Below are 26,222 nucleotides of genomic sequence, written 5' to 3' on the forward strand. Positions count from 1 at the left end.
CGGCTTAACCTTGTTGCTTGCTGTTTTGCATCAGCTGCACGAACTGATCGAACAGCACAACGATATCGTGGGGTCCCGGGCTGGCCTCGGGGTGGCCCTGGAAGCAGAACGCCGGCCGGTCGGTCAGTTCGAAGCCCTGCAGCGAGCCGTCGAACAGCGACACGTGCGTGACGCGCGTATTGGCCGGCAGGGTCTCGGGATCGACGGCGAAACCGTGGTTCTGGCTGGTGATGAAGACCCGGCCGCTGGCGACGTCCTTGACCGGATGATTGGCGCCGTGGTGGCCCAGCTTCATCTTCAACGTCTTGGCGTTCAACGCCAGGCCCATGATCTGGTGGCCCAGGCAGATGCCGAACACCGGCACCCGGCGCTCGAAGAAGGCGCGGGTCGCCTCGATGGCGTAGTCGCAGGGCTCGGGGTCGCCAGGGCCGTTGGACAGGAACACGCCGTCGGGATTCAGGGCCAGCACCTCGGCCGCCGGCGTCTGCGCCGGCACCAGGGTGACGCGGCAGCCGCGGTCCACCAGCAGGCGCAGGATATTCCACTTCACGCCGAAATCGTAGGCGACGACGTGGAAGCGGCCATCGCCCTGGGGGGCATGGCCGGCGCCCAGGCGCCAGATGCCTTCGGTCCACTCGCCGGCCTTGTCCACGGACACGACCTTGGCCAGGTCCAGGCCCGACATGCCGGGGAACTCGCGCGCCAGGCGCAGGGCTTCCTGCTCGTCGCTGCCGGCGTACACGCAGCCGTTCTGGGCGCCCTTGTCGCGCAGGATCCGGGTAAGCTTGCGGGTGTCGATGCCGGCGATGCCCACGACGTTCTGCTGGACGAGGTAGTCCGACAGCGAACGCTGCGAGCGGAAATTCGACACGACCAGCGAGTAGTCGCGCACGACCAGGCCCGCTACGTGGACCTTGGCGGCCTCGCGGTCCTCGTCGTTGATGCCGGTATTGCCGATGTGGGGATAGGTGAGCGTTACGATCTGGCGGCTGTAGCTGGGATCGGTAACGATCTCCTGGTACCCTGTGATGGCGGTATTGAACACGACCTCGCCCACTGCATGGCCAGGCGCCCCGATGGACGTGCCACGAAAGATCGTGCCGTCGGCAAGCGCCAGTATTGCGGGGGTAGTCTCGGGAAAGAGAGACGGCAACAAGAGAGAATCTCCGAATGGAGTCCTCCTCCCGAGGGTACGCCAACAGGCGCCGCAAGGTGTCGGGCGGCACAACCCGGTCAGCCATTCTTGCGCAGCTTCCTGCGCGGGCCTGGCGCGGTGCCTGCTCACCACTCGCCGCCGCCCTGCGGGCACCGAAAAACGGGCACGGGACGGCGAATCGTGTGGCGGCACCAGGCCTTCGACGGCTACGGCCGCAAAAGATGACTTTGCAGCACGCGGTTGTACGAATCAGCAGCGGGGATCGGGGTACGCGCTAAGGGGAGGACGTGAAATTTGAACGTCAAACCTTACAATTATAGCTTATAGAACCTGTTATTCGGAGGAACCGTGTCCAACCAGCTCGAAGCCCTGCGCCAGCATTCCGCCGTCGTCGCCGACACGGGCGACTTCGAGGCCATGCGGACGTTCCGTCCCACCGACGCCACGACCAACCCGTCCCTGATCCTGAAAGCGGTGCAGAAAAGCGAATACCGCCCCCTGCTGGACCGGGTGGCGCGGGACCATGCGGGCGCCTCCACGGCCGAACGGATGGACCGCCTGCTGGTGGCCTTCGGCCAAGCCATCCTGGACATCGTGCCGGGCCGGGTCTCCACCGAGGTGGACGCCCGCCTGTCCTTCGACACCCGCGCCACGATCGAGCGCGCCCGTGCCATCATGGCGCTGTACGCCGCCGCGGGCATCCCCCGGGAACGGGTGCTGATCAAGATCGCGTCGACCTGGGAAGGCATCCAGGCCGCGCGCGTGCTGCAAAGCGAGGGAGTGCGCTGCAACATGACCCTGCTGTTCTCGCTGGAGCAGGCCGTCGCCTGCGCCGAGGCGCAGGCACAACTGATTTCGCCCTTCGTCGGCCGCATCTACGACTGGCACAAGAAAAACCAGGGCGCGGCCTGGGACGAAGCGGCCCATGCCGGTGGCGCCGACCCGGGGGTGCAGTCGGTCGCACGCGTTTACCATTATTTTAAGTCCCGGGACATTTCAACTGAGATCATGGGCGCCAGTTTCCGCAATATCGGCCAAATCCTCGCCCTGGCAGGCTGCGACCTCCTGACGATCAGTCCGGAACTACTTGCCTCCCTGCAGTCAACGGGGGGTGATGCCCCGCGCAGGCTCATGCCCGACGCGGCAACGCCGCCGGCCCCGATCGACACGAGCGAAGCCGCTTTCCGCTTCCAGCTCAACGAAGACGCGATGGCGACCGAGAAACTGGCCGAAGGAATCCGGGTGTTCGTTGCCGATGCCAGAAAACTAGATCAATTGATCGTCGGGCAAAATACCCGCTAGTATCCCGCCCTTCCATCTCCAGGCAAGAATACTCAGGCACCGTGAATCCGACCCCTGACACCTCGACGCTCCTTACCCTCCAGCAAATCGCCGCCATGCTGCGTGCGCGGCAAAGGCAGATCCTCGCCATCACCCTGGCCTTCCTGCTGCTGGGCATGGGCGTCACCCTGCTGCTGCCAACGGTGTGGACCGCCTCTTCCGACTTGTATATCGACTACAAGGAAAATGACCCGATCAGCGGCCGCGGCCTGTCCGCGATGCTCGACGACAGTTATATGCAAACGCAGATCGACATGATTCGCAGTCATGTCGTGGCCGAGGAAGTCATCCGCGCCCAGGGCCTGGACGAAACGGTCCAATACCGCGAACAGGCACAGAAACACGGAGTGGCCCGCGCCAAGGACCAGCTCGTCGAGCGGCTCGTACGCAACACCCAGGTCGAAAAAGCCCGGAACAGCCGTGTTCTTTCCGTTTCCTACGACGCCCCGAGCGCCGACGAGGCACAACGGATGACGAATGCCGTCGTGCGCGCCTATGTCGATGTCACCCTGCGCGTCGCCTCATCGTCGGCGCGGTCGCTGCGCGAGCAATACAGCGCCCAGCTCGACACCCTGCGTGCCGAAGCCGATACGATCCAGGAAAAACTGACGCAATACCGGCAGCAGACGGGACTGATCGGCGACACCGAGAACACTGACCGCGATGCCCAGTTGCTCGATCAGTTGACCAACGCCCTGAGCGTGGTCCAGACCCGCCGCCTCGAAGCCCAGACCCGGTTTGCTTCCTTGCAAGGCTCGGTCCGGGCGGGCACCCCTGTCGAGCAGCTTCCGATCACGTCGCAGATCACCCCGCTCAACGACATGCGCAGCCGCCTGAACGAAATCGACCGCCGCCTCAACGAAATCCGGCCGACGCTCGGAAGCCGGCATCCCACCCTGCTGGGACTGGAGGCCGAGCGCCGCGAGCTTCAGCAGCGGATCCAAACCGCCGCACGCCTGGCATACCAGAGCACAGGCGCGGAGGCGGACCAGCTTGCGGCACAGGAGCGCGACCTGCAACGCCAGATCGAACAACAGCGAAGCAAGGTTCTCGAACAACTGCAATATCGTGACCGCATTGCCTCCTATCAACGCCAGCAAGCCAGCGTCGAGCAGGTCTACCGCTCGGCGCTGCAAAAGTACGACGGCCTGCTCATGGCCAGCAACATCACCGCGCCCAATCTGGCCGTGCTCCGGGAGGCCGCGCTCCCGACCTCGCCGTCGCGTCCGCGGCTCGCTTCCAACCTCGTCGCCAGCCTGCTCGCGGGCCTGTTTATCGCCTTGAGCTTCGCGTTCCTGCAGGAACTGCGCCACCGCAAGGTTCGCTGCCTGGACGATCTGCGCCGCTCCATTCCGGATCCGCTTCTGGGTCAAATCGGCACCCATCAGGGCAAGGAACGCGTATGACCCCCTACGTTTCGACGCTTCCGCTCTCCCAGGAAACCATGGGCGAGGTCCTGATCCGAACAGGCCGCCTGAACGAAGAGCAGGTCGGCCGCATCATCGGCCTGCAGTCCACCGCAAACATCCGCTTCGGCGAAGCCGCCATCCAGTTGGGGCTCTTGTCCGAACGCGAAGTGCAGGACATCCTGGCAAACCAGTTCAACTACGCCCGATCGCAGGCCGACGGGTCCACACTCTTCGCGCACCTCGCTATCGCCCGCTCGCCGTATGGCAAGGAAGCGGAGGCCATCCGGCAGATCCGCGCCGGGATCGCCGCGCAGATTCCCTCCAGCGCGCTCTCCTATGCGTTCACCGTCGTGAGCCCCGAGCAGGGCGAGGGCAAGAGCTATCTGGCCGCCAGCCTGGCCGTCGCCTTTTCCCAAGCCGGCAAGCGGACCCTGCTGGTCAACGGGAACCTGCGGGAATCGGGCCAGACCGGACTGCTGGCGTCCGGGCAACGGGCCCAGACAGGCCTGTCGACCATCCTGGCGGGCCGCTCTCCGGCCATCCTGGATGCCCCGCTACCCGATTTCCCCGCGCTGACGGTGCTCGATGCCGGCCCGCTGCCTCCCAACCCGACCGAACTCTTGCTCGAACCCGCGCTCAAGCACCTGCTGAAAGCGTTCTCGGACCGATTCGAACTGTTCGTCATCGACTCGCCGGCCGCCAACCGGTATTCCGACGCCCAGATCATCGCGCGGCAAACGGATGGCTACGTATCGGTCGTCCGGCGCGACCTGACCTCGCTCGACGCCCTGCAGGCCATGCGCGGCGAACTCGCGCACACGGGCGCCCAAGCGCTGGGCTCGATCTACAACGCCTCCCCCAATGCCCCGGCCAACCGGCCCCGGCGCCTGTTCTCACGCCGCACGGTTTCCTGAGGCCGACCGCAGTGCCCCGCAAGCGTCTTCTCCTCAGCCTGGCGACCTCCATGATCGACCAGGCCTGGCTCAGCGCATTGAACCTCGCCCTTGGCCTGGTCCTGATCCGTCTGGCGACCAAGGAGACCTATGGCATCTACGCCCAACTCTACGTCGGTGCGCTGTTCGTCGTGTCGGTGAGCGACTCGCTCATCATCAATCCACTGACGACCAGGCTCAATAACGGGAACCTCGCCAACCGCCTCCCCATGATCGGCGCGTCGTCCTCGCTGCAAGGCCGGCTGGCCCTGGCGTTGTCGGCACTGGCCGGGCTGGGCGCCCTGGCGATAGGCATCTCCCACCAGCAAGCCGATGCACTGGCGACCGGCCTGGCATTCGGCGCGTATGTCTATGCCAACGCCTTGCGGGAATTCCGGCGAGGACTGCTATTCCTGGACCATCGGCCGGACCTGGTGCTGAAAGCGGATCTGCGCTATGGCCTCGCCCTGATCATCCTGATCACGGCCACCGTCCTGACCGGCCACCTCACCCTGCCCGTCGTCATGACCGCGCTCACGCTGGCGTGCATCGCGGCCCAGGTGGGGCAACGCCGCCTTCCCGCCCCCCCCCTGGGCGATGCACGCCGCACCCTTTTCCTGGACATCTGGAAGCGCGGCCGCCTGGGACTGGCTGGCGCCCTCGCCTCCTGGGTGGTCAACTACAGCTACCTCTACGCGGCCGCCCTATGGCTCGGCGTCGCCGCCACGGCCGAGTTGAACGCATCGCGCCTCCTGCTGATGCCCATCATGCTGGGGGTCGTCGCCTGGCAACGCATTGCCTTGCCCTTGTTCAGCCGGCAACACGCCAACCACGACCACTCGGCCACGCGCAAGCTGGCACTGGGATCGATGTTGTCCATGCTGGTCGGCATCGGCTGCTATGTCAGCCTCCTGTCGCTGGGGCTGCCCTGGCTGACCGCCCATGTGCTCGGCCCCCACTACGCGGGCCTCGAACATCTCGTGCTGGGATGGGCGTGTTATTTCGCGTCATTCACGCTCCGCTCGATCTGCACGACGCTGCTGATCAGTACAGACAACTATCTGCCGTTGCTGCACACTTCGCTGGCGGGCCTGGCCATCATGCTGGTCACGCTTTCCGTGAGCCTGCCCAGCCTGGGCATGGCGGGCGCGATTTTCTCGGTAACCTTGGTGGAAATACTTGGCGCCGCCTATCTCGGAGCCGTTTATCTCGGACGCCATCGGCAGCACACCGGAACATGACATCCATGGACATCAGCCTCTGCCTTTGCACATTCAGGCGCCCCGCCTTGCTCGACACCCTTCTCGCCGACCTGGCGAGACAGGACCGCCTTGGACTGACCTGCGAACTCATCGTCGTCGACAACGACCCCCAACAATCGGCCGCCTCGGTCCTGGATACCTGGCGCGCGACGTTTCCGTTCGAACTGCGCCCCCTGCATGTTCCTGAACCCAATATCGCGCTGGCCCGCAATGCGGCCGTGCAGGCAGCGCGAGGGGAATTCATCGTTTTCATCGATGATGACGAACAGCCGTCGGATGCCTGGCTGGCGCAGTTGATCCAGACTCAACGCAGCTCCCAGGCCGATGTCGTGATCGGCCCGGTCGAGGGCCGGCTCCCGCCGGACGCGCCCGACTGGATGGCCCGGGGAGGATTCTTCGCCGCGCCCTCGATGCCCACCGGTACCCGCCTGCGATATACGCAGGCCTATTCCGGCAATTGCCTGCTGCGCGCGGCGATGCTGGCGCGGCTCAAGGGGCCGTTCGATCCTGCCTTTGGCGTCACCGGCGGCTCGGACACCATGCTGTTCCGGGACGCGGAGCTTGCGGGCGCGACGATCATCTGGAGCGAAGAAGCCCGCGTCAGCGAGGAAGTCCCCCCCAGCCGCGCCAACCTGCGATGGATCCTGCGCCGGGGCTATCGTGGCGGACAAAGCTTCATCCGCTCCGACCTCGCGCGGCGCCGGGGATGGGACCGCGCAGGCCGAACCCTCTGGCTCGGCCTGCGCGCCACGGCGCAACTGCTCATCGCGGGCGCGCTCGCCTTGGCCTGCCTGCCCTTCTCCAAGGCGCGCGGCATCCGCTGGCTGCGCACGGCATGCGCGCAACTGGGCAAGCTGGGAGCGCTGGCGGGCCACAGGTATCTCGAATACGCGGTGTGAGGAATCCGCCCCCGATGCATGCCTCGCCCCGCCCCTACGCCACCGCCATCGTTCCCCCCTGGGAAAAGGGGCTGCTCGCGGCCTTCATCGTCGTCAGCCTGGCCTTTCCATTCATACGGACCATCGACTTCCTAGCGAACAACACGCTGGCCGATGCCAGCTTCTCCGAGGGCTCGATCTGGCTGCAGGCCGTGTTCGGCCCGCTGTTCCTTCTGGCGGCCATACAGGCCTGGCATCATGGCCGCTGGACCTTCCGTGTGCTGCGAACGGCCAATCCTTTCCTGCTGGCCGTGATCGCCTGGGCGGCGCTGACGGTCTTGTGGTCTCCCTATCCGGAAGTCACCGTCAAGCGCTCGATCCAGCAAATGGGCTTGGTGCTGATCGGCCTCTCGCTGACACTGCCGTTCGTGTCCCACGATTTTTTTGCGCGCGTTCTCCACCGGGCGCTCATCGCCCTCTTGATCGTCTCGTTCATTGTCGTCCTGCTGTTTCCGTCGGTTGGAATCGACCGGCTGCGCGAAGGCGGCTGGCACGGCATCCTCTGGCACAAGAATACGCTGGGCGTCGTCGCCTGCTTTGCCACCGTGCTCGGCGTCTATCGCATCGCGCGGAACGACGGAGACCGGCGAGGCCAGCTTGCCCTTCTGGTATTCGCGCTGTTCATGCTCGTCATGTCGCGCAGTTCGACGGCATTGCTGTCCGGCCTGCTTGGCAGCGGCTTTTTCCTGTTCCTGCGCAAGCCCTATCTCGGCGGGCGGTATGCCTTGCCCCAGATCGGGCTGGTTTTGGGCATCGCAGTTGCGTTGGTCCTGCTGCTCGCGTTCCTGGCGCTGGGCCGCCTGCCCGGCTGGGACGACCTGGCCGCCCCCCTGCTTTCCCTCCTCAACAAAAGCCCGGACCTGACCGGCCGGACCGAGCTCTGGGTGCTCGTACAGCAGGAAATCGCGCGCCACCCCATCCAAGGCATTGGGTACGGTGCCTTCTGGCTGAACATCGGCAGTCCCTCGCAGTACGTGATCGATGCTCTGAACTGGATTCCCCTGCAGGCCCACAACGGCTATATCGATCTGCTCAACGAACTGGGGTGGATCGGCGTATGCCTGTTCGCGGCGATGCTGCTCTGGCATCTTGCGAGCCTGATCCAGCTGGGGCGCCACGACCGCGACCTCGCCGCCTTGCACGGAGCCTTTTTCCTGCTGATCCTGGTCTCGAACCTGTCCGAGTCGCAGTTCTTCAGCGGCGTACTGTTCCAGAACTGTCTCCTCATCTATTCGTCGCTCTTGCTGTCCGCGCACAATCGGGTGCGGGACGCGATGCCGGGCGCGCCGCGGGGAGCAGGCTGATGCCCCGCCTCTTCTTCGCTCGCTCGCTGCTTTCCCTGGGGTTGCTGCTGGCGGGAGCGACGCACGGCACCGATGCGCCCCCACCGGCGCTCTACCCCTTTGCCATCGACGAGAACGCGCTGGGCGGCGCTCCCGACCAATCCGCGCTCAATGCGCCGTTGGATGCGCAAGCCCGCCTGTCCGCACGCAACGGCCACTTCTATCGCGCCGGCCCGGACGGACGCTGGAACACGGACGATGACGAACGCGTCCGCCTGTTCGGCATCAATCTGAGTTTCGGCGCCAATTTCCCGAGAGCGGAAGAAGCGCCGAGACTGGCGCGGAGGCTTCGAAAACTGGGTTTCAATGCCGTGCGGCTCCACCACCTGGATACATCGCCCGGCACGTCGACCGATGCACCGGCGAGCCTGCTGACGCCCGGCCCCTACCCCACGTTCAACGAAGCAGCGGTCGAGCGCTTGCGCAACCTCATTCGAGCCTTCTCCCGGGAAGGCATCTACGTGAACCTGAACCTGCACGTAGGGTATCGCTTCCGCCCCGACGCGGATGCCGTGCCGGCCTACGAAGCGGATCGGATGAAACGGCCCATCGCCAGTCCCATCGTGGTCTACCATCCCCGCATGGTCGCGCTGCAAGAGAAATTCGCCGAAGAGGCCATCGACCGGCTGGGCCTGCGCGACAATCCCGCGCTGGGAATGGTCGAGATCAACAATGAATCCTCGCTGCTGGCGGCCTGGCAACGCAACGAATGGCGGGACGCAGTACCCGCGGCGTACCGCGATATCCTGCTGGAGGCCTGGCGCGACTGGGTCTCCCGGCAGTACGGCTCGGCCCAGGCCGCGTGCGCGGCGTGGCAGGACTGCACCAACCGCGCCGGCCCGCTCGAGCTGCCTTCACCCGCCGACGCACAGCGAACCTCCACCGCCTTCGATGCCTTGTTCCAGAAGGTCGAGCGCCGCGCTCGTGCGCTGATCAGCGATCCGGCGCCGGCGCCGGCCGTCAAGCCTCCCGCCCGGCGCATACTTGATTTCGTCCAGTTCCTCGCAGACCAGGACCGCCGGTATCTGGACCGGATGCGCCAGGCGGTACGCCGCAGCGCCGGCTTCGACGTGCCCGTGACAGGCACCCAGGTCGGCTATGGCGGGCTGTTGAACCTGACGTCGCATGAAGGCATGGACTATCTGGACGATCATTTCTACGTAGACCATCCAGACTTCGTCCAGGGCAGCGGCAACATCCGCAACTGGCGCATCTGGAACGTATCGCTGACCGGCAAGCACATGGACATGCTGCGTCTGTCGTCATTCAGGCGGCAGGCAGGCAAACCCTTCGTCGTCAGCGAGTTCAATCATCCCTTTCCCAGCGGACCGGCGGGAGAAATCGTCCCCCTGGTTGCCGCCTACGCCTCGCTTCAGGATTGGGATGGGCTGTTTTTCTTCGATTATGGGGAAAACCCCAGCGGCAGCCAGGCCCCCTCCAATTTCGGGCTGAGCGGCGATTGGGGCAAATTCGTCAATGTCGGTCAAAGCGCGCGACTGTTCCGGGAGAACTGGCTCCCGTCGCCCGCCGCATCCTTGACGCTGCCCATGCCCGTGGCGCTGCAGGCCCTCCTTACCGCGCGTGGCCTGGCGCCGGATGGCACCGACCGCACCGATGGCTACCTGGCCGGCTTGTACGGGCTATCCACCGCGGACATCTGGCAGCGCCGGATCGCGGTGTCGCCGGGTCTCACGTCTCTCCTGGCGACAGCGCCGGACAACGCCGCCCCCGCTGCCGCGGACTACGATCCCAAACGCAAGGTGCTCACGCTCCGCGCCCCCCGCCTGCTGGGCTACTACGGCCCGACGGACGAACGAAGCGCCGAAGCGGGCGGCCTGCGGGTCGCCCACGCGCCACCGGCATCCGCCTTTGCCGCTGCCGTCACGCTCAGCACCCTGGACAACGAGGCGGTCGCCTCCGCACGCGGGTTGTTGCTGACCTTGGGCACCGCCACGGTCGGAACCCAGCCGGGCTCCATACCGGCTCGCCCCAAGGCGCAGGTTCGCCACCCCAGCGGCTCGGACTCATGGACGCTGGAACCCGACCCGCAGTCCCCCGGCTCCGTGTCGGGATCACGCAACGCCCAGCCGCCTGCGTGGCTTGCCGCCCATCGTATGCAGGTCAGTTGGCCGTCGAAGGCCAGCCGGATCGAGATATTCCCGCTGGACGGCGAAGGCCGGCGCACCCCTGCACTGCCACCCGCGCGTGTCCGCGTCGAAGGCGGACGGGCGATCGTCGACCTGCAATACACAGCCGCTGAAACGGCGCCCTGGTACGAAGTCGTCGCCACCCCATAGCCGCGCCAATTTTTCCGGTAGTGCTTCCATGACCGCTCTCCTTTCCCTCTCGCTGTTCTCGCTGGCGATCCTGCTCGCCCTACCCTGCGCCTATCTGGCGCTGCTCACGCTCTGCTCGGCGCGGCTGCGGATACCCCGGCCCACGAACAGGAATCTGCGCTTCGACGTATTCGTTCCCGCACACAACGAGGCCCAGGTCATCGCGCGCACCGTCGCCAGCCTGCGCCAGCTCGACTGGCCCGGCTACCGCATCGTCGTGATTGCCGACAATTGCAGCGACGATACCGCCGCGGTCGCGCGCCAGGCCGGCGCGGACGTCATCGAACGCCAGGACGCCACGCGGCGTGGGAAGGGCTACGCCCTTGCCTTCGGTTTCTCCCAGATGTCGCTCAGCGGGGCGGACGCCGCGGTCGTCGTCGACGCCGACACCGTCGTCTCCCCCAATCTGCTCGCGGCCTTTGCGGCCCGCATCGAAACCGGCGCCCAGGCCTTGCAAGCCAACTATGGCGTGCTGAACCCTGACGACTCATGGCGTACCCGTATCGTGACCATTGCCTATGGCGCATTCCACGCCGTGCGTTCCCGCAGCCGGGAACGGCTGGGACTGTCGTGCGGGCTGCGCGGAAACGGCATCTGCCTGACACGCGCATTGCTGGACGAGCACCCGTTCAACGTGTACTCAATGGCGGAAGACCTGGAATACGGGGTCAGGCTGGGGCTGGCCGGCATCCGTGTGCACTATGTGGACGAAGCCAGCGCCGATGCGGAACTGGTCAGTGCCGAGCGCAGTGCCCGCTCGCAGCGCCAGCGCTGGGAAAGTGGACGCTACGCAGTGGCAAAACGGTACGCCGGCCCGCTATTGCGGCGCGCCATCGCGCGCCGGGATCCCTGCGCGCTCGAACTGGCGCTGGATCTCCTCACGCCACCCATCGGCTACCTCGGCGCGGGAGCAGTGATCCTGGCCGCGCTGGCCGGCGCGGGTATCGCCCTGGGCCTGTCCGCGAATTGGCTGCTCGTGGCCATCCTGTTTGTCGCCATCCTCGCCGCGCATGTCCTGCGCGGGTGGCAACTGTGTCCGTTGGGTGGGCGCGCGCTCCTGTCCCTGGCCTATGCCCCTCTTTTCGTCATCTGGAAAATCATCACCCTGATCCGGCAGCGCGGCAACCGCGACTGGATCCGGACCGATCGAGACAAGCCATGACGCCCGCCCGCCGCCGAGTCTCAACCGAGGAGCATGCCACGCAAACGGGTTCCGGCGCTTTCTACGTAGCGCCATGACAGATGTGCGGCGGTCCAGGATCCCGCGGCCATGACGGCCATCCTTGCCCACAGCGGACTGCCGCCCATCCAGGCATCGACCATCACAAAAACCAGCCAGTGATACAGATACAGCGAATAGCTGATACGGCCGATGTACGTCATCGGCGCGGACGACAGAAACCGGGTTAATACTCCACGGCCGAACACCAGGTAGGCGAACATACAGGCCAGCGCCACCCCCTGGACCGAATATCGAATGACCTCGCGAAAGAAGGCATCCCGATAGATCAGGGTGAACAGCAGCAGGCTGAAGCCCACGAAGAAAGGCACGGGACCAGCCAGCCGGCCGATCAACCCGGGACGGGCGTGGGCCAGCAAGGCAAAGATGGCGCCATAGAGAATGGAGTCCACCCGGGTGTCGGTTCCCATGTACAGGCGCCGCGATACCAGGATGTCGGGTCCGTTGAGGGCGACAAGCGCGAAGCGCCACAGCAGCACCGCGCCGATCAGCGCGAGGACGGTGCGCGCCAGCCATGCCCCGCGGGGGGCCAGCATCACGAACAACCAGGGAAAGACAAGATAGTAGTGCTCCTCCACCGCCAACGACCACGTGATCGAGAATGGCGAGATGAGGGTCCCGTCCATGAAATGGCCGCCGATGGTCCAGTAGTTGCTGAAATAGAACAGGGCGGCGGCAAGATCGAGCAGCGGGACACGGCCTTCGACGCACGCCAGGACGATGCTGCCGATCAGCACGAAGACGCACAACGCCGGCATCAGCCTCAGGAAGCGACGCACGTAGAACGCGCGAATGTCGAGCGTTCCCGTTGCGCCGTACTCGCGCAGCATGAGGCGGGTAATGATGTAGCCGCTGATGAAAAAAAAGACCGTCACGCCCAGCCCACCCGGAACCAAATGCCCCAACCAGGCATGGGACAGCCAGACCAACAAAATCGAGCCTGCCCTCAAGCCATCCAGGGCGGGAATGTAGTGCGACGAAGGGGACATGGGATCCTGGTAAGAAACACCGACGGGAAAAGGCGTCCAGCAATGCCGGAGCAAGTTTACCGCCCCGGGATGCCGGGCAGGCCGGACGCCGGAGATCGACGAAAATCGCGTACCATCCGGCAAGTCGATATAGACCGGAAAAATAACTATGTGCGGCATATTGGGAGGTTGGTGGCAACGTTCGCCCTCGAGGCTGGACGATATCCTGGGGCAAGCGGTCCGCTCCCTGCACCATCGGGGCCCCGACGACTGCGGCCTGAATCTGGATGCCGTCGCGGGTGGCAGCCTGGCGCTGGGCCATACCCGGCTGTCCATCCTGGACCTGTCGCCGGCGGGCCATCAGCCGCGCATCTCCGGCAATGGCCGGTACGTCCTGTCTTTCAATGGCGAAATCTACAACTACCGAGAGTTGCGCCAGGAGTTGGCTCAGCAGGGCCACGCCTTCTCCACCGACACCGACACCGAGGTGCTGCTGACGGCCTGGGAAGCCTGGGGGACGGCGGCGCTGCCGCGGCTCACCGGCATGTTCGCCTTCGCGGTGTTCGATCGCCAGGCCGCCCTGCTGACCCTGGCCGTCGACCCGTTCGCCATCAAGCCGCTTTTCTGGCGCCATGATCCCGAACGCCTGCTCTTCGCCTCGGAACAACGCGCCCTGCGCGTGCTGGCCGACGAACCCGCACGCCTCGACTGGCAAAGCGCCAGCGACTATCTGGTCCACGGCGTGTACGACAACGCCGACACGACCTTCGTCGCAGGCGTCAACCGTCTGCCCGCGGGACATCTGTTGCAATGGCGGCCCGGCTCCGGCCACGCCCCCTCCGTCTCCACCTGGTGGTCCCCCCCGGTTGCGCCCGCCGCCGCGCTGTCCTTCGACGATGCGGTCGACCGAGTCCGGGAGGCATTCCTCGACAATATCCGCCTGCACCTCCGCAGCGACGTCCCGGTCGGCGCGGCGCTGTCCGGCGGGATCGATTCGTCGGCGATCGTGTGCGGGATGCGTTTCATCGAGCCCGACCTGCCCATACATACCGTGGGCTTCATCGCCGGCGATTCGCCAAAATCCGAAGCCCGCTGGATGGAGCTCGTCAATACGCACGTTGGTGCCAACGTGCACACGGTTACCCCTCACCCCCAGGATCTGTCAAGGGATCTCGATGATCTGATCCGAGCCCAGGGCGAACCCTTCGGCAGCACCAGCATCTATGCCCAGTACCGCGTCTTTCGCGCGGCCCGGGAACACGGCTTGACCGTCATGCTCGAAGGACAGGGAGCCGACGAACTCCTGGCCGGATACCAGGGGTATCCCGCCTATCGGCTGATGAGCCTGCTGGAAACGGGCAGGTTCGGAGATGCGCTGAGCTTCTTCCGACGCTGGAAAACCTGGCCGGGCCGCGATGGCATGCACCTGCTCCGGCATACCGCTTCGCTTTGGATGGGCGACCGCACCTATCATGCGCTCCGTGCCCGCATCGGCAAGACCGTTGCCCCCCCCTGGCTGCGCAACGCCCTGCTCGACGAGGCGGGCATTCGATCCGACTACCCCCGCATCGTCCCCGGCTCCGCTCCCCCCGGCCGCAGGGTGATCCAGCAATTGGGCACGGAAATCTCCCGTCGCGGCCTGCCCGCGCTGCTGCGGCAGGGGGACCGCAACGCCATGCGGTTCTCCATCGAGAACCGCGTTCCCTTCCTGACGGGCGGCTTCGCGGAACTGCTGCTGTCCTTGCCCGAGGACTACCTCGTTTCGCCCCAGGGCGAGACCAAACACGTCCTGCGGGTCGCGTTGCGTGGAATCGTGCCCGAAGCCATCCTGACCCGACGGGACAAGATCGGCTTCGAAACCCCCGAGCAGAACTGGCTGCGCGACATCCTGCCCCAGGTCAGGACGTGGATAGGCGAGGCGGACAGGATTCCATTCTTCAATACGCCAGCCCTGCAGGCCGATCTCGAACGGATCATGAGCGGCAAGACCCCCTTCAGTTGGCAGGTGTGGCGCTGGATCAACTTCATCCGCTGGTTCCTGATCGAAGACATACGCGCCTAGGCCGCCACGGCATCAAGCCGCCGCGGCCCGCCTCAACCCCTCGTCCAGCGGCGTCCAGCGGACGCCCAGCCCATGCGTGGCCTTCGAGACGTCGAGCCTGATGTCCTGGCCCCACAGGCGCAGCAGCGAGGGCGGGATCGGCGGCGGCACGCCCCCTCGCCTCCCCAGGCGGGCCGCCACGATCTCCAGCACCTTCAGCGGCGGCGCCAGCAGGCGGGTCTCCATGCGCATGCGCCAACCCGGGATGCGGGGCACCGGTACCGCTCCGAGCCGCTCGCCGAATGCCATGAAGTAGTCATTCCATCTCGGCGCATCCGGCATCGCCAGGTTGAAGGCCCGCGAAGCCGCATCCCGCGGCCTCCGCAGCGCGGCCTCGATGGCGGCGGTCACATCGTCGACGAAGACCAGATTGCTGCAACCGTCCCCCATCGCCCCCAGGTCCCCCAGGCGGCGTGCCACGAGAAGGCGGGCAATCCGCTCCGTCCATTGTGGACTCTTCGGTCCGAAGATGCAGCCGGGACGCAGCACAACGGCATCCTCCACGCCAGCCAGCGTGTTCTCGGCGGCGACCTTCGCCTGCCCATAATCTCCCTCACCGGACAACGGCCAGGCCTCGTCGACCAGGCCGACCGCGTCGCCGTATACGGCCATGGAACTGAGGAATACCAGCCGGGGAGGCGCCTGAGTCGCCGCCAGCGCGCGGGCCAGCGCCTCGGCATGCGCCACCATCACGCTCGCCGGGCCCGCCACGCAGCTCACCACGCCGTCGACATCGCGCAGCGCAGCCCCGAGCGCCGTCGCGTCAGTCGCCTCGCACAGGACGGTCGGAACATCGCCGAAGTCGGCCGCCCGGCGCACGCCCGCCACCGGCTGCGCCCAATCGGAACGCGCCAGCCTCGCCACCAACGACCGGCCTACATAGCCCGTCGCGCCAAGAATCAAAATGCGAGACTTCATCTTCATGCCCCCTTCTGTACCGGACTTTCCGCGGTGTTTCCGGCGCGATCGACCGTGACGGCCCGCAAGTGACTGGCAAGGCGCAGGGCCAGGGCGACGATCGTCAGCGTTGGATTGGCCTGGCTGGATGTAGGAAAGACCGCTGAGCCGGCCACGTAGAGATTGTCCACCTCGTGCACGCGGCAATCGGTATCGACCACGCTGGTACGCGGATCCGTTCCCATCCGGACAGTTCCTATATGGTGGCCGCCATAGGCGCCGTAGCGCAACATTTCCCGTTCGACCTCATCCTGCTCGAACTGGAAAGAGCCGGCCCCCGACGCGCGGATATCATCGGCCAGGGCAGCCAGGGACGCTTGCACCGTATGGACATCCTGCGATGAATATCGCCAATCCACGTGCAGGCGCCGCAGCCCCAAGGGATCCCGCTCCGCTCCCAGCGTCACGCGGCTTTGCGGGTTGGGCTCCTGCTCCGCGTGAAAATCCAGGCTATAGCGCGGCCGCCGAGGGTGGATGATGACAGAGGGAAATTTCCGTGCAGCCAGCGTGCGATCCCTGAACCAATGCCAAAGAAAGGCCACGATGCCCCCGGCGTCGGCGAGCACATTGCGCAGATGGGCGACCGCACTTCGTAGCCGGATCGGTTCGCCTCCATGCAGGCGCTTGCCGTACTCGTAGGGAATCATGAAACGCGCCAGGTACAGCAACGACAGAATACCCGTGCGGTGCGCGGGGTCCGTCATCCGGGGGTGGTGCAGCCGCGCCACGAAATTGCCAGCCCGCAGGGCCTGCTGTGCCGGCTCGCGCAAGGCGAACCGACGCCGGCAATAGACTCCGTCAGGCGACAGCTCGTAGCCATGATTGACGGCCACGCCGTCCCGAAAAACCAGGGTGCCGATCGTGCCGGCCAGGTGGCACATGTAGTAGCGCCCGACCACGTCATGCCCGTTGCCGAGCCCCCGGCCACTGGCTCCGGGGCTGTTCAGCAGCAGCCGCACCGACTCCAGCCCTCCCACCGCCAGGACAATGCGCCGGGCGTGCACACGAAAGCACTTGCCAGGCAGCGTCTTGACCTCCAGTTCCTCGATACGCCGGCCAGCCGCGTCCAGCTTCATGGCGGTGACATTCGCATGGCACATCACGCGCACGGTCCGGGAAGACGACAGCCGCGCTCGATAGCGGCTGCCGAAGTCCGTCGGACAACTGAAACGTTCCAGCGTATCCGTGGAGAACGCCTGTCCCTCGAAGCCGGCGATCATCGGGCGTCCGCCGTCCGGGAACGCCTCCCTGGCGGTATAGGCGAACCGGCCCGCTTCGCACAACACGTTCGCCTGCGGATAGAACGGAGCCAGCTCGGCAAGCCCGATGGGCCAGCCGCTGAAGGCCTCATAGTCCCGGGCCTCGAAATCGATGGGATCGAACGGCATGCAGCGTCCCCCCCAGATAGTGGTCGAGCCCCCCAGCCTCCGCTGGCGATACCGGTCTGGCGGGCTGTGCATCGCCGGGTCTTCGACCGTGCCCGCGTACAGCGACTGAGTTTCCCGGCTATCCTCCAGCCCCCCGGACTCGAGCACCAGTACGTCCACCCCGCTATCCAGCAAGGACAACGCAATCGCGATCCCGGCCGCGCCGGCTCCGACCACGCATACATCAGCCGTGACGCATGCGCCATTCTCTACATCGTTGGCGTCGAGAATCATGAATGACGTCCGTAAGATTGAAATCGGCAGGCTAGCGACAGAGCAGCGTATCCAGGAAACGGGGAGGATCGCACTCTTCACGCACGTGGAGACGCGCGGCCTGTTTCGAACCGTTGTCAATATCGAAGGAGATCCCCGCCCGGATCACCGTGCTGCCATAGCCAGGATATCCCGCACCGCTGACATGCTCGCGCCAGCCATCCAGCGTCAGCAGGATGTTGCGATGCACCCGCCACTCCAGACGGGGCCCGAACCTCCAGCTCATGGTTTCGTTCGCCCCACCGGCTGTCGTCCGATAGTTCCGCTGCCGTTCGCGCACGACGTTCAGCGACAACCAGGTCTTTTCGCCCGGGCTCCAGCGCATGGTAAGCCGGCCCCCGGTCAGGGTCGAGTACAGAATCGTCGGGTCTTCCTCATTGCCAAACGGCTGATGCCAAAGATGGACGAGAAATGCCGTCTTGACCGAGTAGTCCCAATGCGCGCGCAGATCGGCGGTGACGAAATCGATGCTCCGATCCGCAAGCGTGGCATAGCGGCGCTGGCGCCACCCCGCATAGGCTTCGAGTGAAGTCTTTGGGCTGTACTGCCACATGCCGTTCACGAAATACTCGGTGTCGGTGTAGGCGCGGTCCAATTGCTGTATCTGCAGAGGCGTTCTGTCCGGGTAGCGGCTCCTGACCCGGGATATCCCCGCCATCACGTAGGACTCGTCCCTGCCCATGTACACCCCGCTGATCTGCACCTTGCTGTCGTCGCGGTTGTACAGCTGCTGATTGAACGCGAACTCGTTGCGGGTAGATGCCTGGGACAGGCTGACGACCGGCAGGGTCAACGACTCGGTGATCCGCAGCCCCACGTCCGCGCCGAATGCCCGTTGCTTGAGGAGATCGCGATCCGGCCAACTAGTGGCCATGTAGCGATTGAGCCGCACGCGGTCGGAGGCCGAGACGCTGCCCTGGAGCAGATCGCCGGCACGCCATTCCAGTGTCGTCTTGAAAGAGTGGGGACGATAGTCGAGCCGGCTCTGGTCCCGGTAGTCGACGTTGCCGAAGGCCGCCGCTGCCAACAACCTCGTCCGCTCGGACAGCAATGGAATGATCGCGGCAGCCCGTACTTCGTCGGCCACGGCGAGATCACTGCGCCGCAGGTCCCCGGCCGTGTCCGGCAAACGGTAGGGATTGCTGATCTGTTGGATAACGCGGGAAATCTGTACCGAATATTCAATGCCCTCGGGGAAAACCGGCGACCCCGCGCCCATCCCTTGCCGGACAGACGGCGCCTTCACTGCCGCGGTCCGCTCCTCTTCGGCCGGGCCTTCCGGCAAGGCGCGCTCCTCCTGCCGCGGCGCCACCGGGCCCACGGTCTTGGCGATGACCGCGTCGATCACCGAATCCGCGCCGGCTTGCGCCCCCAGGGCCGGCGACACGGCGGACAACAGGGCAACCGCCGTCCAGTGTGCCGCCGGTTGCCAGAAAAGGGGACGCTGGTGCGCGCGCACGCCTGGTCCGGCTAGAAGAAGCGCTCGTCGACGTAGATAACGTCGCCGGGAGCGACCGGATCGTCCAGGTTGACGCGGCGCTTGCGCTGCTCGCCCGTCTGCGGATCTGGACGGCTGACGCTGATGCGGCGCTCGGAAGCCCGCTGGGTCAGGCCGCCGGCAAGCGACAACGCGCGCATGATATTCAGTTCGGGCTCCATCGGATAAGCCCCGGCGCGCGTGACTTCCCCGTAGATGTAGAAGACCTTGGCCTGTGGCACATACACCACATCGCCAGCCTGGAGCTCCAGATCCTCGATGGGGCGGCTGGGCAGATACCTGTTGCCGATCGTGCGCTCCAGCCGTTGCTGCCCCCCCTGCGCCTGCAGATCCTTGCGCAGGACGACGGCGACGTCGTCCGCGCCATCCTTCAGGCCTCCGGCCTGGGCGACCAGCTCCAGCAGTGTCAGGCTTCCTTCGATGGGATAGCGCCCCGGCTTCGAGACGTTTCCAAGAATCGAGGCCATGCGGCTGCGCACCCGGATCACCTCGATGGCGACCTGCGGGTCATTCAGATATCCACGCTGCCGCAAACCGTCGGCGATGCGCTTCGCGATGGCCGAGGGGGCCTCCCCCCCGACGGCCATCTCGCCCAGGAAAGGCACCACGATACGCCCCTGTACATCGATCGTGACCTGGGCAGCCAGTTCCGGCTGCCCGTAGACCGTCAGGTAGAGGGTATCGCCCGGCCCCACCGATGCCACGGCCCCGCCTTCAACCGCGGAGGGAATGATGGATGCCGGTGCCAGACGGCCGGGGTGTGGCAGATCATCGGCCGCCGACGCGGCCTGAAATACCGCCAGAGCCAGGAACAGCCCGCATAAACCCGTCAGGCATTTACGTATTTGCCTCAAAACGACTCCATTGAAGTAGCGGATGTACCGCTAAAATCATCGAAATGATTATACGAGGAGGAGCTCGAGATGGAACGCAGTGCAACATTCTCGCAGAATCAGGCTACGACCTAACAGCAAACAATGCCAAGCTATCCACTTGCAGGAAAATTTTTGTAGCATCCTACCCCATTGACCCGGCGGACCTCTCCAGCTATTTGCGCCGGTCTATCCCCGGCGCCCATAGACCCGTCTCCCATTTCAACATGCCTACACACCCAGCCCAGCCAGATATCGTCCGGATGCGCCTTTTCGGCCTGGACATCATCGCGGCCTCGTTCTCCGAGGCCGTGGCGATCCTGACCGACGCCGTCGCCAGCCGGCGCGGTCCGGCGGGCATCGTGTCGACGCCCAACGTCGACCATGTGGTGCGCCTGGACAAACAGCCCGATCTCCAGCCCATCTACCGCCAGGCCGCCTATCTGTTCGCCGACGGCATGCCCATCGTCTGGGCCAGCCGGCTGCTGGGCCGTCCGCTGCCGGAACGCGTGACGGGCTCGGACCTGTTCGTCGCGCTGTGCCGGCAGGCCGTCGCGCATGGCTGGAAGATCGCGATACTGGGCGGCATGCCCGGCGACGGGCCGATGCTGGAAAGCCGGTTCGCGGCCACGTATCCCGGCATCGACGTCACGGTGATGACGCCGTCGATGCGATTCGATCCGCTCGGCGACGAAGGGCGCGAAGCCGCGGACCGCATCCGCGCCCTGGCGCCCGACCTCGTCTTCGTCTGCCTGGGCATGCCCAAGCAGGAAACCTGGGCCGGCCGCTATGCCGCCACGCTCCCCCACGGACTGGTACTGTGCGTGGGCGCGGCCATGGAATTCGCCGTCGGCCTGCAGCGGCGCGCGCCTCGCCTGGTCCAGCGGATGGGAATGGAATGGCTCTGGCGCCTGCTCAGCAACCCTGGGCGGCTGTGGCGGCGCTATCTGAAGGAAGACCCCCGATTCTTCGCCATCTGCTGGCGGGAATACCGCTCTGGCGTTCGCGACCGCTGACAGGAAACATCATGGCTACCAGCCGCCTCCCCTCCCACCAGCGCATGTTCTTCAGCATGGCCGCCGTCGGCGCCGCCATGATCGCGCTGCTCTGCCATGCCGCCACCAGCCTCTATTTCGGGCGGCAGCCCTCGAACGAGGACGGGGCGCTGCTGCTCGTCATCGCCCTGGCCACCGGCATCGCCTACTACCGCTTCGAACAGCTGCTCAGCACCCGCACCATGACATTCATGCTGTGGCGCGCCATCCTGACCTGGTCTCAGGTGGTCATGGTGACACTGCTCGCCTTCATCCTGCTGCCGATCGAACACCGCGACCTGGGCCGGGAAACCCTGCAGACCTGGGCCTTCCTGACACCCGTGGCGCTGCTGCCGGGCCTCGCGCTGATGCGCCTCAGCGCGCAGCACCTCTACGGCGCCAGCCAGTACGTCCGCCACGCCGTCTTCATCATGCCCGGCTTCCAGGCCCAGACCCTGGCCATCCGGCTGCGCCGCTCGCCGGCCATGGGCATCCTCGTCGACGGGTACTTCGACGACACTCCGCGGGCGGAGCCGCTGGAGTCGCTGCCTTACCTGGGAACCCTGCCCCAGGCCGTCGAACACCTGAAGGAGCAGAAATCCAACGTCGCCTTCATCAGCATGACCCTGATGAAAAGCCCTTACGCCCAGCCCATCCTGAATCAACTGGGCGACTCGACGTCTGCCATCTACCTCGTCCCGGAATCGCCTGCGCTGGGCGATTTCGAGGTCAGCGTCAGCAACATGGCGGGCGTGCCCCTGCTGCGCCTGCACGACACCCAGATCCTCGGCCTCGCGCGGGGCATCAAGCGCTGCATGGACCTGCTGTTCGCCACCCTGATGCTGCTCGCGGCGGGCATCCCCATGCTGGTGATCGCGGCCCTCGTGCGGCTGAGTTCGCCCGGCCCCATCCTGTTCCGCCAGACCCGCTACGGCCTGGACGGCGAACCGATCCAGGTCATGAAGTTCCGGTCCATGTACACGCATCAGCCGGACCCCGGCAAGATCCGCCAGGCCACCCGTGGCGACCCGCGCATCACCCCCGTGGGCCGGGTCCTGCGCCGCACGTCGCTGGACGAACTACCCCAGCTGTTCAACGTCTTCAATGGCAGCATGAGCCTGGTCGGCCCGCGTCCCCACGCATCGGAACACAACGAGTTCTACCGGCAGCAGATACGCGGCTACATGCTGCGCCACACGGTCAAGCCAGGCATCACGGGCTGGGCTCAGGTCAATGGCCTGCGCGGCGAAACAGATACGCTGGACAAGATGATGAAGCGGGTGGAGTACGATCGCTATTACATCCAGCACTGGTCGCCCTGGCTGGACATCCGCATTCTTTTCATGACCTTGCGTCTGGTCGTCCACGACAGCAAGGCGTATTGACGACAGCCCCTCATGCCCGATACTCCCGCCCCCCAGAGACTGATGGAAGTCGAGATCAAACTCGCTTTCATGGAAGACATGGTGGAGCAATTGAACGAACTGGTCTTCCGCCAGCAGCAACAGATCGATGCGCTGGCGCGGGAACTGGCCCGGGTCAGGGAACAGAGCGCGCAGGGGCTGGCCGCGCCGGCATCGCTGCGCGACGAGATCCCTCCGCACTACTGAAAACGGACAAGCGCGGCTACGGCGCGCGGCGGTCCATCAGCGCCCAGGCGATGGTGCCGGCGTCGACGTATTCCAGCTCGCTGCCGGCGGGAACGCCGCGCGCCAGCCGGGTCACGCCCAGCCCCTGCGCGCGCAGCAGCTCGGCAAGATAGTGGGCGGTGGTCTCGCCCTCGGTGGTGAAGTTGGTGGCCAGGATGACTTCCTTGACCAGGCCGTCGGTGGCCCGTTCGAGCAGGCGGTCGAAGCCGATCTCGTTCGGCCCCACGCCCTCGAGCGGGGACAGCCTGCCCATCAGCACGAAATACAGCCCGTTGTAGCTGTGGCTGGCCTCGATCATGTTCTGGTCGGCCGGCGTCTCGACCACGCACAGCAGGCTGGCGTCGCGTCGCGGACTGGCGCAGGTCTCGCAGATCTCGGACTCGGTGAAGGTATTGCAGCGCGCGCAGTGGCGCAGCCGATCGACGGCATCGCCCAGCGCCTGGCCCAGCATCCTGGCGCCGTGCGGGTCGTGCTGCAACAGGTGATAAGCCATGCGCTGCGCCGACTTGGCGCCCACCCCGGGCAGGCGCTTGAGGGCATCGACCAGCACCGACAGCGGCGCTGGCCCGACGAATCGATCGCCTGCCATACCGTCCCGCCTAGAAAGGCAGCTTCATGCCCGGAGGCAGAGGCAGGCCGGCGGTCAGGGCGGACATCTTTTCCTGGCTCGTGGCCTCGGCCTTGCGCAACGCGTCGTTGAGCGCGGCAGCCACCAGGTCTTCCAGCATGTCCTTGTCGTCGGCCAGCAGGCTGGGATCGATGGCAACCCGCTTGACGTCGTTGCGGCAGGACATGGTCACCTTGACCAGGCCGCCGCCCGACTCGCCGTCGACAAGTATGTCGGCCAGCGCTTCCTGCGCCTTCTTCATGTTTTCCTGCATCTGCTGCGCCTGGCGCATCAGACCGGCAAGCTGTCCTTTCATCATGGTTGGGTTCCTTGTTTGGATTCGGAAGATACCGGGCGGATCGAGTCGGGCACGATCTGGCCGCCGAAACTATCGAGCAATTCACGGACAAAGGGGTCGGCCAGGATGGCGCGCTCGGCCTCAGCCTGGCGCGCCTGGCGTTCGGACTCGGCCACCGCGAAGGCGGTGGCGTCCCCGGTCTGGCCGATCTCGAAACGCAGCCGCAACGGCACGCCGAAATGCTGTTCGAGCACGGTGCGCAGGCGTTCGACGCCCGCGCCTTCGGCCAGCGTCCGGGTCGCGACCCGCAGCACCACGGTGCCGCCTTCGACGCCCACCCACTCGCTTTGCTGCGCAAGTTGGGCGGCGATGCCCTTGATGGGCAGCCGCGCCGCCAGCACGGGCCACGGCTCGTTCAATGCAATGGAGCCGCCCCCCGGTTCGCCAGCGCCGTCGCTGCGGGCAGGCCCGGCCCGCCTGGCGGGCGGGGCCGGCACGGCGGCCGCTTCCCGTACCGCCGGGGGCTCGGAAGCCTGCGCCGGCGGCCGGGGGGCCGGCGCGGGACGCGCGGCCACCGGCATCACGTCCGGAGGAGCCGCATCGTCGGGCGCGAATGATGGAGACGGCGCCTCGTCCCGCCCGCCCATCGGGCCGGGGACGGGACGCGCGGCCGCGACCTCGTCGTCCCGCAGCCCGGCTTCGACCTCCGAATGCCAGGCAGGCGGGCCGTCTTCGTCGGAACCCGCCCCGTCCGGGGGCGAGGACGGCGCCGGCGCGGTCCGCGCCGTATTGCCGGCAGGCCTGGCGGGAACGGGCGCCGCTGCCGGCGCGCGCTTGTTGCCGGCCATCGACATGTTGCGGGCGGCGGCCAGCGCTTCGGCGGCCGCCGACGCACGGGCGGGCGCGGGGGGAACGGGCGGACGCGCTGCCGGCGGCGCGGAGGGCGGCGGCGTAGCCGGAACCGAAGCCGGCATCGAAGCCGGCATCGAAGCCGGCATCGACGCGGCCACCGCCGGGGACGCCTTCAAGGCGGCCGAACGCGGTGCCGCCGCCGGTGCCTCCTGGGATGCCCCCTGCGGCTCGGCGGTGAATGCCAGCATGCGCAGGCAGGCCATCACGAAACCGGCGTATTCGTCGGGCGCCAGCGCCAGCTCGGCACGGCTGTGCACGGCGATGGAATAGAACAACTGGATCTCGTCGGCGGAGAACGCCCCCGCCAGCCGCTGGATGTCCGGCGCCAGCGGATCATCCTCGGACACCGCGCCCGGCACGCGCTGGGCCATGCCCATGCGCGACATCATGACCGCCAGGTCGGCCAGCGCCCCGGCATACGACAGGCTGCGCGCCGCCAACTCATCGGCCACGCCCACCACCCCCGCGCCGTCCGCGGCGCGGATCGCGTCGAGCAGGCGCACCAGATGGCGCTGGTCGATCGTGCCCAGCATGCCCCGCACGGCCTCTTCCGACAGGTTGCCGGCGCTATAGGCGATGGCCTGGTCGGTCAGGGACAAGGCGTCCCGCATGGAACCTCGCGCCGCCTGGCCGATCAGGCGCAGGGCCGGAACCTCGAACGGCAGTTGCTCATGCGCCAGCACCTGCTCCAGGTGGCCGACGATGGCCTCCGGCGGCATCTGCTTGAGGTTGAACTGCAGGCAGCGGCTCAGCACCGTCACCGGAATCTTCTGCGGATCGGTGGTGGCCAGGATGAACTTGACGTGGGGCGGCGGCTCTTCCAGCGTCTTGAGCATGGCGTTGAACGCATGCCCGGTCAGCATGTGCACTTCGTCGATCATGTAGACCTTGAAGCGGCCGGAAGTGGGCGAATAGACCGCCTGCTCGAGCAACTGCGTCATCTCGTCCACGCCCCGGTTCGACGCGGCGTCGAGCTCGAGGTAGTCGACGAAACGGCCGGCATCGATCTCGGTGCACGCCCGGCACTGGCCGCACGGCGCGGCCGTGATGCCCGTCTCGCAATTGAGCGACTTGGCCAGGATGCGCGACAACGTGGTCTTGCCCACCCCGCGCGTGCCGGTGAACAGCCAGGCATGATGCAGGCGCTGCGTGGAAAGCGCGTGCGTCAACGCACGCACCACGTGTTCTTGCCCGACCAGCGTCTCGAATGAACGCGGCCGCCATTTACGAGCCAGCACCATATATGTCATGGGGGATATTGTACCCCCCTACGCCCTTCGGGCGATGGGGAAACCCACCCCCCGCGCGCTGACGCGCGCCCCCTCAGGTGGGCGATGCGGGTGGACCGGCAAAGCCGGATCCACCACACCCTGGATCCAGCACTGTTGTCTTAAATTGGCGTACCCAACTTCGTTGGCTGCTAGTAAAGCATCGGCGCCCCACCCCACCGATCAAGGACTACCGACGGTGATGAGTGACGATCGAAGGTCCAGAGACGACAAAGGGGTTTTCTCATCGCACAGGACGACCGTACTGAAATGGCTAGGTGACCAACGGTGCAGGTCTTGTCCGGGGTGCCGGGGCCGGGGGGCGGGCGGGGCGCATTCGGAGCCGCCGGTGGGGACAGGGTGGACGGGGAAGCAAGGGCGCAGCTGTTTGAGGGCGGCCT

Annotated in this window: 21 protein-coding genes; 12 read left to right on the plus strand and 9 right to left on the minus strand. The window is 66.2% G+C overall.

The genetic code is table 11. From position 1 onward, the window contains the following. Positions 1 to 4: 4 nt before the first annotated feature. Entirely contained in the window at positions 5 to 1,156 is a 1,152-nt protein-coding gene (gene carA, locus AC1Q6E_RS15495; protein WP_152800150.1) for a glutamine-hydrolyzing carbamoyl-phosphate synthase small subunit, read from the minus strand. Between the two features lie 348 nt (positions 1,157 to 1,504). On the opposite strand from carA, the gene tal reads away from it, so the two are divergent. The 8 genes from tal to AC1Q6E_RS15535 are packed head-to-tail and all read left to right on the plus strand — an operon-like array spanning position 1,505 to position 11,879. Then, a complete protein-coding gene (gene tal / locus AC1Q6E_RS15500) occupies positions 1,505 to 2,458 on the plus strand; it encodes a transaldolase (RefSeq protein ID WP_492573062.1) in 954 nt (317 codons plus the stop codon). Positions 2,459 to 2,499: 41 nt separating this feature from the next. Beyond that, entirely contained in the window at positions 2,500 to 3,903 is a 1,404-nt protein-coding gene (locus tag AC1Q6E_RS15505; protein WP_152800152.1) for a GumC family protein, read from the plus strand. Further along, on the plus strand, positions 3,900 to 4,820 hold the full coding sequence (locus tag AC1Q6E_RS15510; protein ID WP_152800153.1) for a polysaccharide biosynthesis tyrosine autokinase: 921 nt from the start codon (positions 3,900 to 3,902) through the stop codon (positions 4,818 to 4,820). The genes AC1Q6E_RS15505 and AC1Q6E_RS15510 overlap by 4 nt, the downstream gene beginning before the upstream one ends. A gap of 50 nt (positions 4,821 to 4,870) precedes the next feature. Then, the gene (locus AC1Q6E_RS15515) at positions 4,871 to 6,079 is read left to right on the plus strand and encodes a lipopolysaccharide biosynthesis protein (RefSeq protein ID WP_492573063.1); all 1,209 of its coding nucleotides are present in this window, start codon (positions 4,871 to 4,873) and stop codon (positions 6,077 to 6,079) included. 5 nt (positions 6,080 to 6,084) lie between these two features. Continuing rightward, on the plus strand, positions 6,085 to 6,999 hold the full coding sequence (locus tag AC1Q6E_RS15520; protein WP_492573072.1) for a glycosyltransferase family 2 protein: 915 nt from the start codon (positions 6,085 to 6,087) through the stop codon (positions 6,997 to 6,999). Between the two features lie 14 nt (positions 7,000 to 7,013). Then, entirely contained in the window at positions 7,014 to 8,342 is a 1,329-nt protein-coding gene (locus AC1Q6E_RS15525; RefSeq protein ID WP_492573064.1) for an O-antigen ligase family protein, read from the plus strand. Then, positions 8,342 to 10,678, plus strand: a complete 2,337-nt coding sequence (locus AC1Q6E_RS15530; protein ID WP_492573065.1) for a glycoside hydrolase family 5 protein — start codon at positions 8,342 to 8,344, stop codon at positions 10,676 to 10,678. Before AC1Q6E_RS15525 ends, AC1Q6E_RS15530 begins: the two co-directional genes overlap by 1 nt. A 28-nt stretch (positions 10,679 to 10,706) precedes the next feature. Then, entirely contained in the window at positions 10,707 to 11,879 is a 1,173-nt protein-coding gene (locus AC1Q6E_RS15535) for a glycosyltransferase family 2 protein (protein WP_152800157.1), read from the plus strand. A gap of 20 nt (positions 11,880 to 11,899) precedes the next feature. Here AC1Q6E_RS15535 and AC1Q6E_RS15540 read toward each other — a convergent pair whose 3' ends face one another. After that, positions 11,900 to 13,105, minus strand: coding sequence for an acyltransferase family protein (locus tag AC1Q6E_RS15540; RefSeq protein ID WP_152800158.1), 1,206 nt, complete (start codon positions 13,103 to 13,105; stop codon positions 11,900 to 11,902). On the opposite strand from AC1Q6E_RS15540, the gene asnB reads away from it, so the two are divergent. Continuing rightward, complete coding sequence (asnB, locus tag AC1Q6E_RS15545) at positions 13,095 to 14,987, plus strand: asparagine synthase (glutamine-hydrolyzing) (protein WP_296557900.1); 1,893 nt, start codon at positions 13,095 to 13,097, stop codon at positions 14,985 to 14,987. The two genes, AC1Q6E_RS15540 and asnB, sit on opposite strands and share 11 nt — an antisense overlap. 12 nt (positions 14,988 to 14,999) lie before the next feature. Here asnB and AC1Q6E_RS15550 read toward each other — a convergent pair whose 3' ends face one another. Genes AC1Q6E_RS15550 through AC1Q6E_RS15565 form a run of 4 tightly spaced genes read right to left on the minus strand, consistent with a single transcriptional unit; the run spans position 15,000 to position 19,885 of the window. Then, the gene (locus AC1Q6E_RS15550) at positions 15,000 to 15,944 is read right to left on the minus strand and encodes an NAD-dependent epimerase/dehydratase family protein (RefSeq protein ID WP_492573066.1); all 945 of its coding nucleotides are present in this window, start codon (positions 15,942 to 15,944) and stop codon (positions 15,000 to 15,002) included. Positions 15,945 to 15,946: 2 nt separating this feature from the next. Then, positions 15,947 to 17,644, minus strand: a complete 1,698-nt coding sequence (locus AC1Q6E_RS15555) for an FAD-dependent oxidoreductase (RefSeq protein WP_152800160.1) — start codon at positions 17,642 to 17,644, stop codon at positions 15,947 to 15,949. A 31-nt stretch (positions 17,645 to 17,675) separates the two neighbouring features. Continuing rightward, a complete protein-coding gene (locus AC1Q6E_RS15560; RefSeq protein WP_152800161.1) occupies positions 17,676 to 19,142 on the minus strand; it encodes a hypothetical protein in 1,467 nt (488 codons plus the stop codon). A gap of 11 nt (positions 19,143 to 19,153) precedes the next feature. Then, on the minus strand, positions 19,154 to 19,885 hold the full coding sequence (locus AC1Q6E_RS15565) for an SLBB domain-containing protein (protein WP_492573067.1): 732 nt from the start codon (positions 19,883 to 19,885) through the stop codon (positions 19,154 to 19,156). A 395-nt stretch (positions 19,886 to 20,280) separates the two neighbouring features. Between AC1Q6E_RS15565 and AC1Q6E_RS15570 the strand changes: the two genes are divergently transcribed. Genes AC1Q6E_RS15570 through AC1Q6E_RS15580 form a run of 3 tightly spaced genes read left to right on the plus strand, consistent with a single transcriptional unit; the run spans position 20,281 to position 22,697 of the window. Further along, on the plus strand, positions 20,281 to 21,069 hold the full coding sequence (locus AC1Q6E_RS15570) for a WecB/TagA/CpsF family glycosyltransferase (RefSeq protein ID WP_152800163.1): 789 nt from the start codon (positions 20,281 to 20,283) through the stop codon (positions 21,067 to 21,069). Positions 21,070 to 21,080: 11 nt separating this feature from the next. Beyond that, complete coding sequence (locus AC1Q6E_RS15575; protein WP_296557891.1) at positions 21,081 to 22,472, plus strand: undecaprenyl-phosphate glucose phosphotransferase; 1,392 nt, start codon at positions 21,081 to 21,083, stop codon at positions 22,470 to 22,472. Between the two features lie 12 nt (positions 22,473 to 22,484). Continuing rightward, a complete protein-coding gene (locus AC1Q6E_RS15580) occupies positions 22,485 to 22,697 on the plus strand; it encodes a SlyX family protein (RefSeq protein WP_152800165.1) in 213 nt (70 codons plus the stop codon). 16 nt (positions 22,698 to 22,713) lie between these two features. Here the strand turns inward: AC1Q6E_RS15580 and recR are convergent, their stop codons facing one another. The 3 genes from recR to AC1Q6E_RS15595 are packed head-to-tail and all read right to left on the minus strand — an operon-like array spanning position 22,714 to position 25,803. Continuing rightward, positions 22,714 to 23,325, minus strand: coding sequence for a recombination mediator RecR (gene recR, locus AC1Q6E_RS15585; RefSeq protein WP_152800166.1), 612 nt, complete (start codon positions 23,323 to 23,325; stop codon positions 22,714 to 22,716). A gap of 10 nt (positions 23,326 to 23,335) precedes the next feature. After that, entirely contained in the window at positions 23,336 to 23,662 is a 327-nt protein-coding gene (locus AC1Q6E_RS15590) for a YbaB/EbfC family nucleoid-associated protein (protein ID WP_152800167.1), read from the minus strand. Further along, positions 23,659 to 25,803, minus strand: a complete 2,145-nt coding sequence (locus tag AC1Q6E_RS15595; RefSeq protein WP_492573068.1) for a DNA polymerase III subunit gamma/tau — start codon at positions 25,801 to 25,803, stop codon at positions 23,659 to 23,661. The genes AC1Q6E_RS15590 and AC1Q6E_RS15595 overlap by 4 nt, the downstream gene beginning before the upstream one ends. Positions 25,804 to 26,222 lie beyond the last annotated feature (419 nt).

The sequence above is a fragment of the Pigmentiphaga sp. MLSB6-MA01 genome (genome assembly GCF_058793475.1).

Excerpts from the sequence above, each read along its gene's own strand:
- AC1Q6E_RS15525 (WP_492573064.1), top strand. The coding sequence starts at position 7,014 with ATGCATGCCTCGCCCCGCCCCTACGCCACCGCCATCGTTCCCCCCTGG.
- asnB (WP_296557900.1), top strand. The coding sequence starts at position 13,095 with ATGTGCGGCATATTGGGAGGTTGGTGGCAACGTTCGCCCTCGAGGCTG.
- AC1Q6E_RS15515 (WP_492573063.1), top strand. The coding sequence starts at position 4,871 with ATGATCGACCAGGCCTGGCTCAGCGCATTGAACCTCGCCCTTGGCCTG.
- AC1Q6E_RS15535 (WP_152800157.1), top strand. The coding sequence starts at position 10,707 with ATGACCGCTCTCCTTTCCCTCTCGCTGTTCTCGCTGGCGATCCTGCTC.
- AC1Q6E_RS15520 (WP_492573072.1), top strand. The coding sequence starts at position 6,085 with ATGGACATCAGCCTCTGCCTTTGCACATTCAGGCGCCCCGCCTTGCTC.
- AC1Q6E_RS15510 (WP_152800153.1), top strand. The coding sequence starts at position 3,900 with ATGACCCCCTACGTTTCGACGCTTCCGCTCTCCCAGGAAACCATGGGC.
- AC1Q6E_RS15580 (WP_152800165.1), top strand. The coding sequence starts at position 22,485 with ATGCCCGATACTCCCGCCCCCCAGAGACTGATGGAAGTCGAGATCAAA.
- AC1Q6E_RS15595 (WP_492573068.1), bottom strand. The coding sequence starts at position 25,803 with ATGACATATATGGTGCTGGCTCGTAAATGGCGGCCGCGTTCATTCGAG.
- AC1Q6E_RS15590 (WP_152800167.1), bottom strand. The coding sequence starts at position 23,662 with ATGATGAAAGGACAGCTTGCCGGTCTGATGCGCCAGGCGCAGCAGATG.
- AC1Q6E_RS15575 (WP_296557891.1), top strand. The coding sequence starts at position 21,081 with ATGGCTACCAGCCGCCTCCCCTCCCACCAGCGCATGTTCTTCAGCATG.
- AC1Q6E_RS15530 (WP_492573065.1), top strand. The coding sequence starts at position 8,342 with ATGCCCCGCCTCTTCTTCGCTCGCTCGCTGCTTTCCCTGGGGTTGCTG.
- AC1Q6E_RS15555 (WP_152800160.1), bottom strand. The coding sequence starts at position 17,644 with ATGATTCTCGACGCCAACGATGTAGAGAATGGCGCATGCGTCACGGCT.
- AC1Q6E_RS15540 (WP_152800158.1), bottom strand. The coding sequence starts at position 13,105 with ATGCCGCACATAGTTATTTTTCCGGTCTATATCGACTTGCCGGATGGT.
- AC1Q6E_RS15550 (WP_492573066.1), bottom strand. The coding sequence starts at position 15,944 with ATGAAGTCTCGCATTTTGATTCTTGGCGCGACGGGCTATGTAGGCCGG.
- recR (WP_152800166.1), bottom strand. The coding sequence starts at position 23,325 with ATGGCAGGCGATCGATTCGTCGGGCCAGCGCCGCTGTCGGTGCTGGTC.
- AC1Q6E_RS15570 (WP_152800163.1), top strand. The coding sequence starts at position 20,281 with ATGCCTACACACCCAGCCCAGCCAGATATCGTCCGGATGCGCCTTTTC.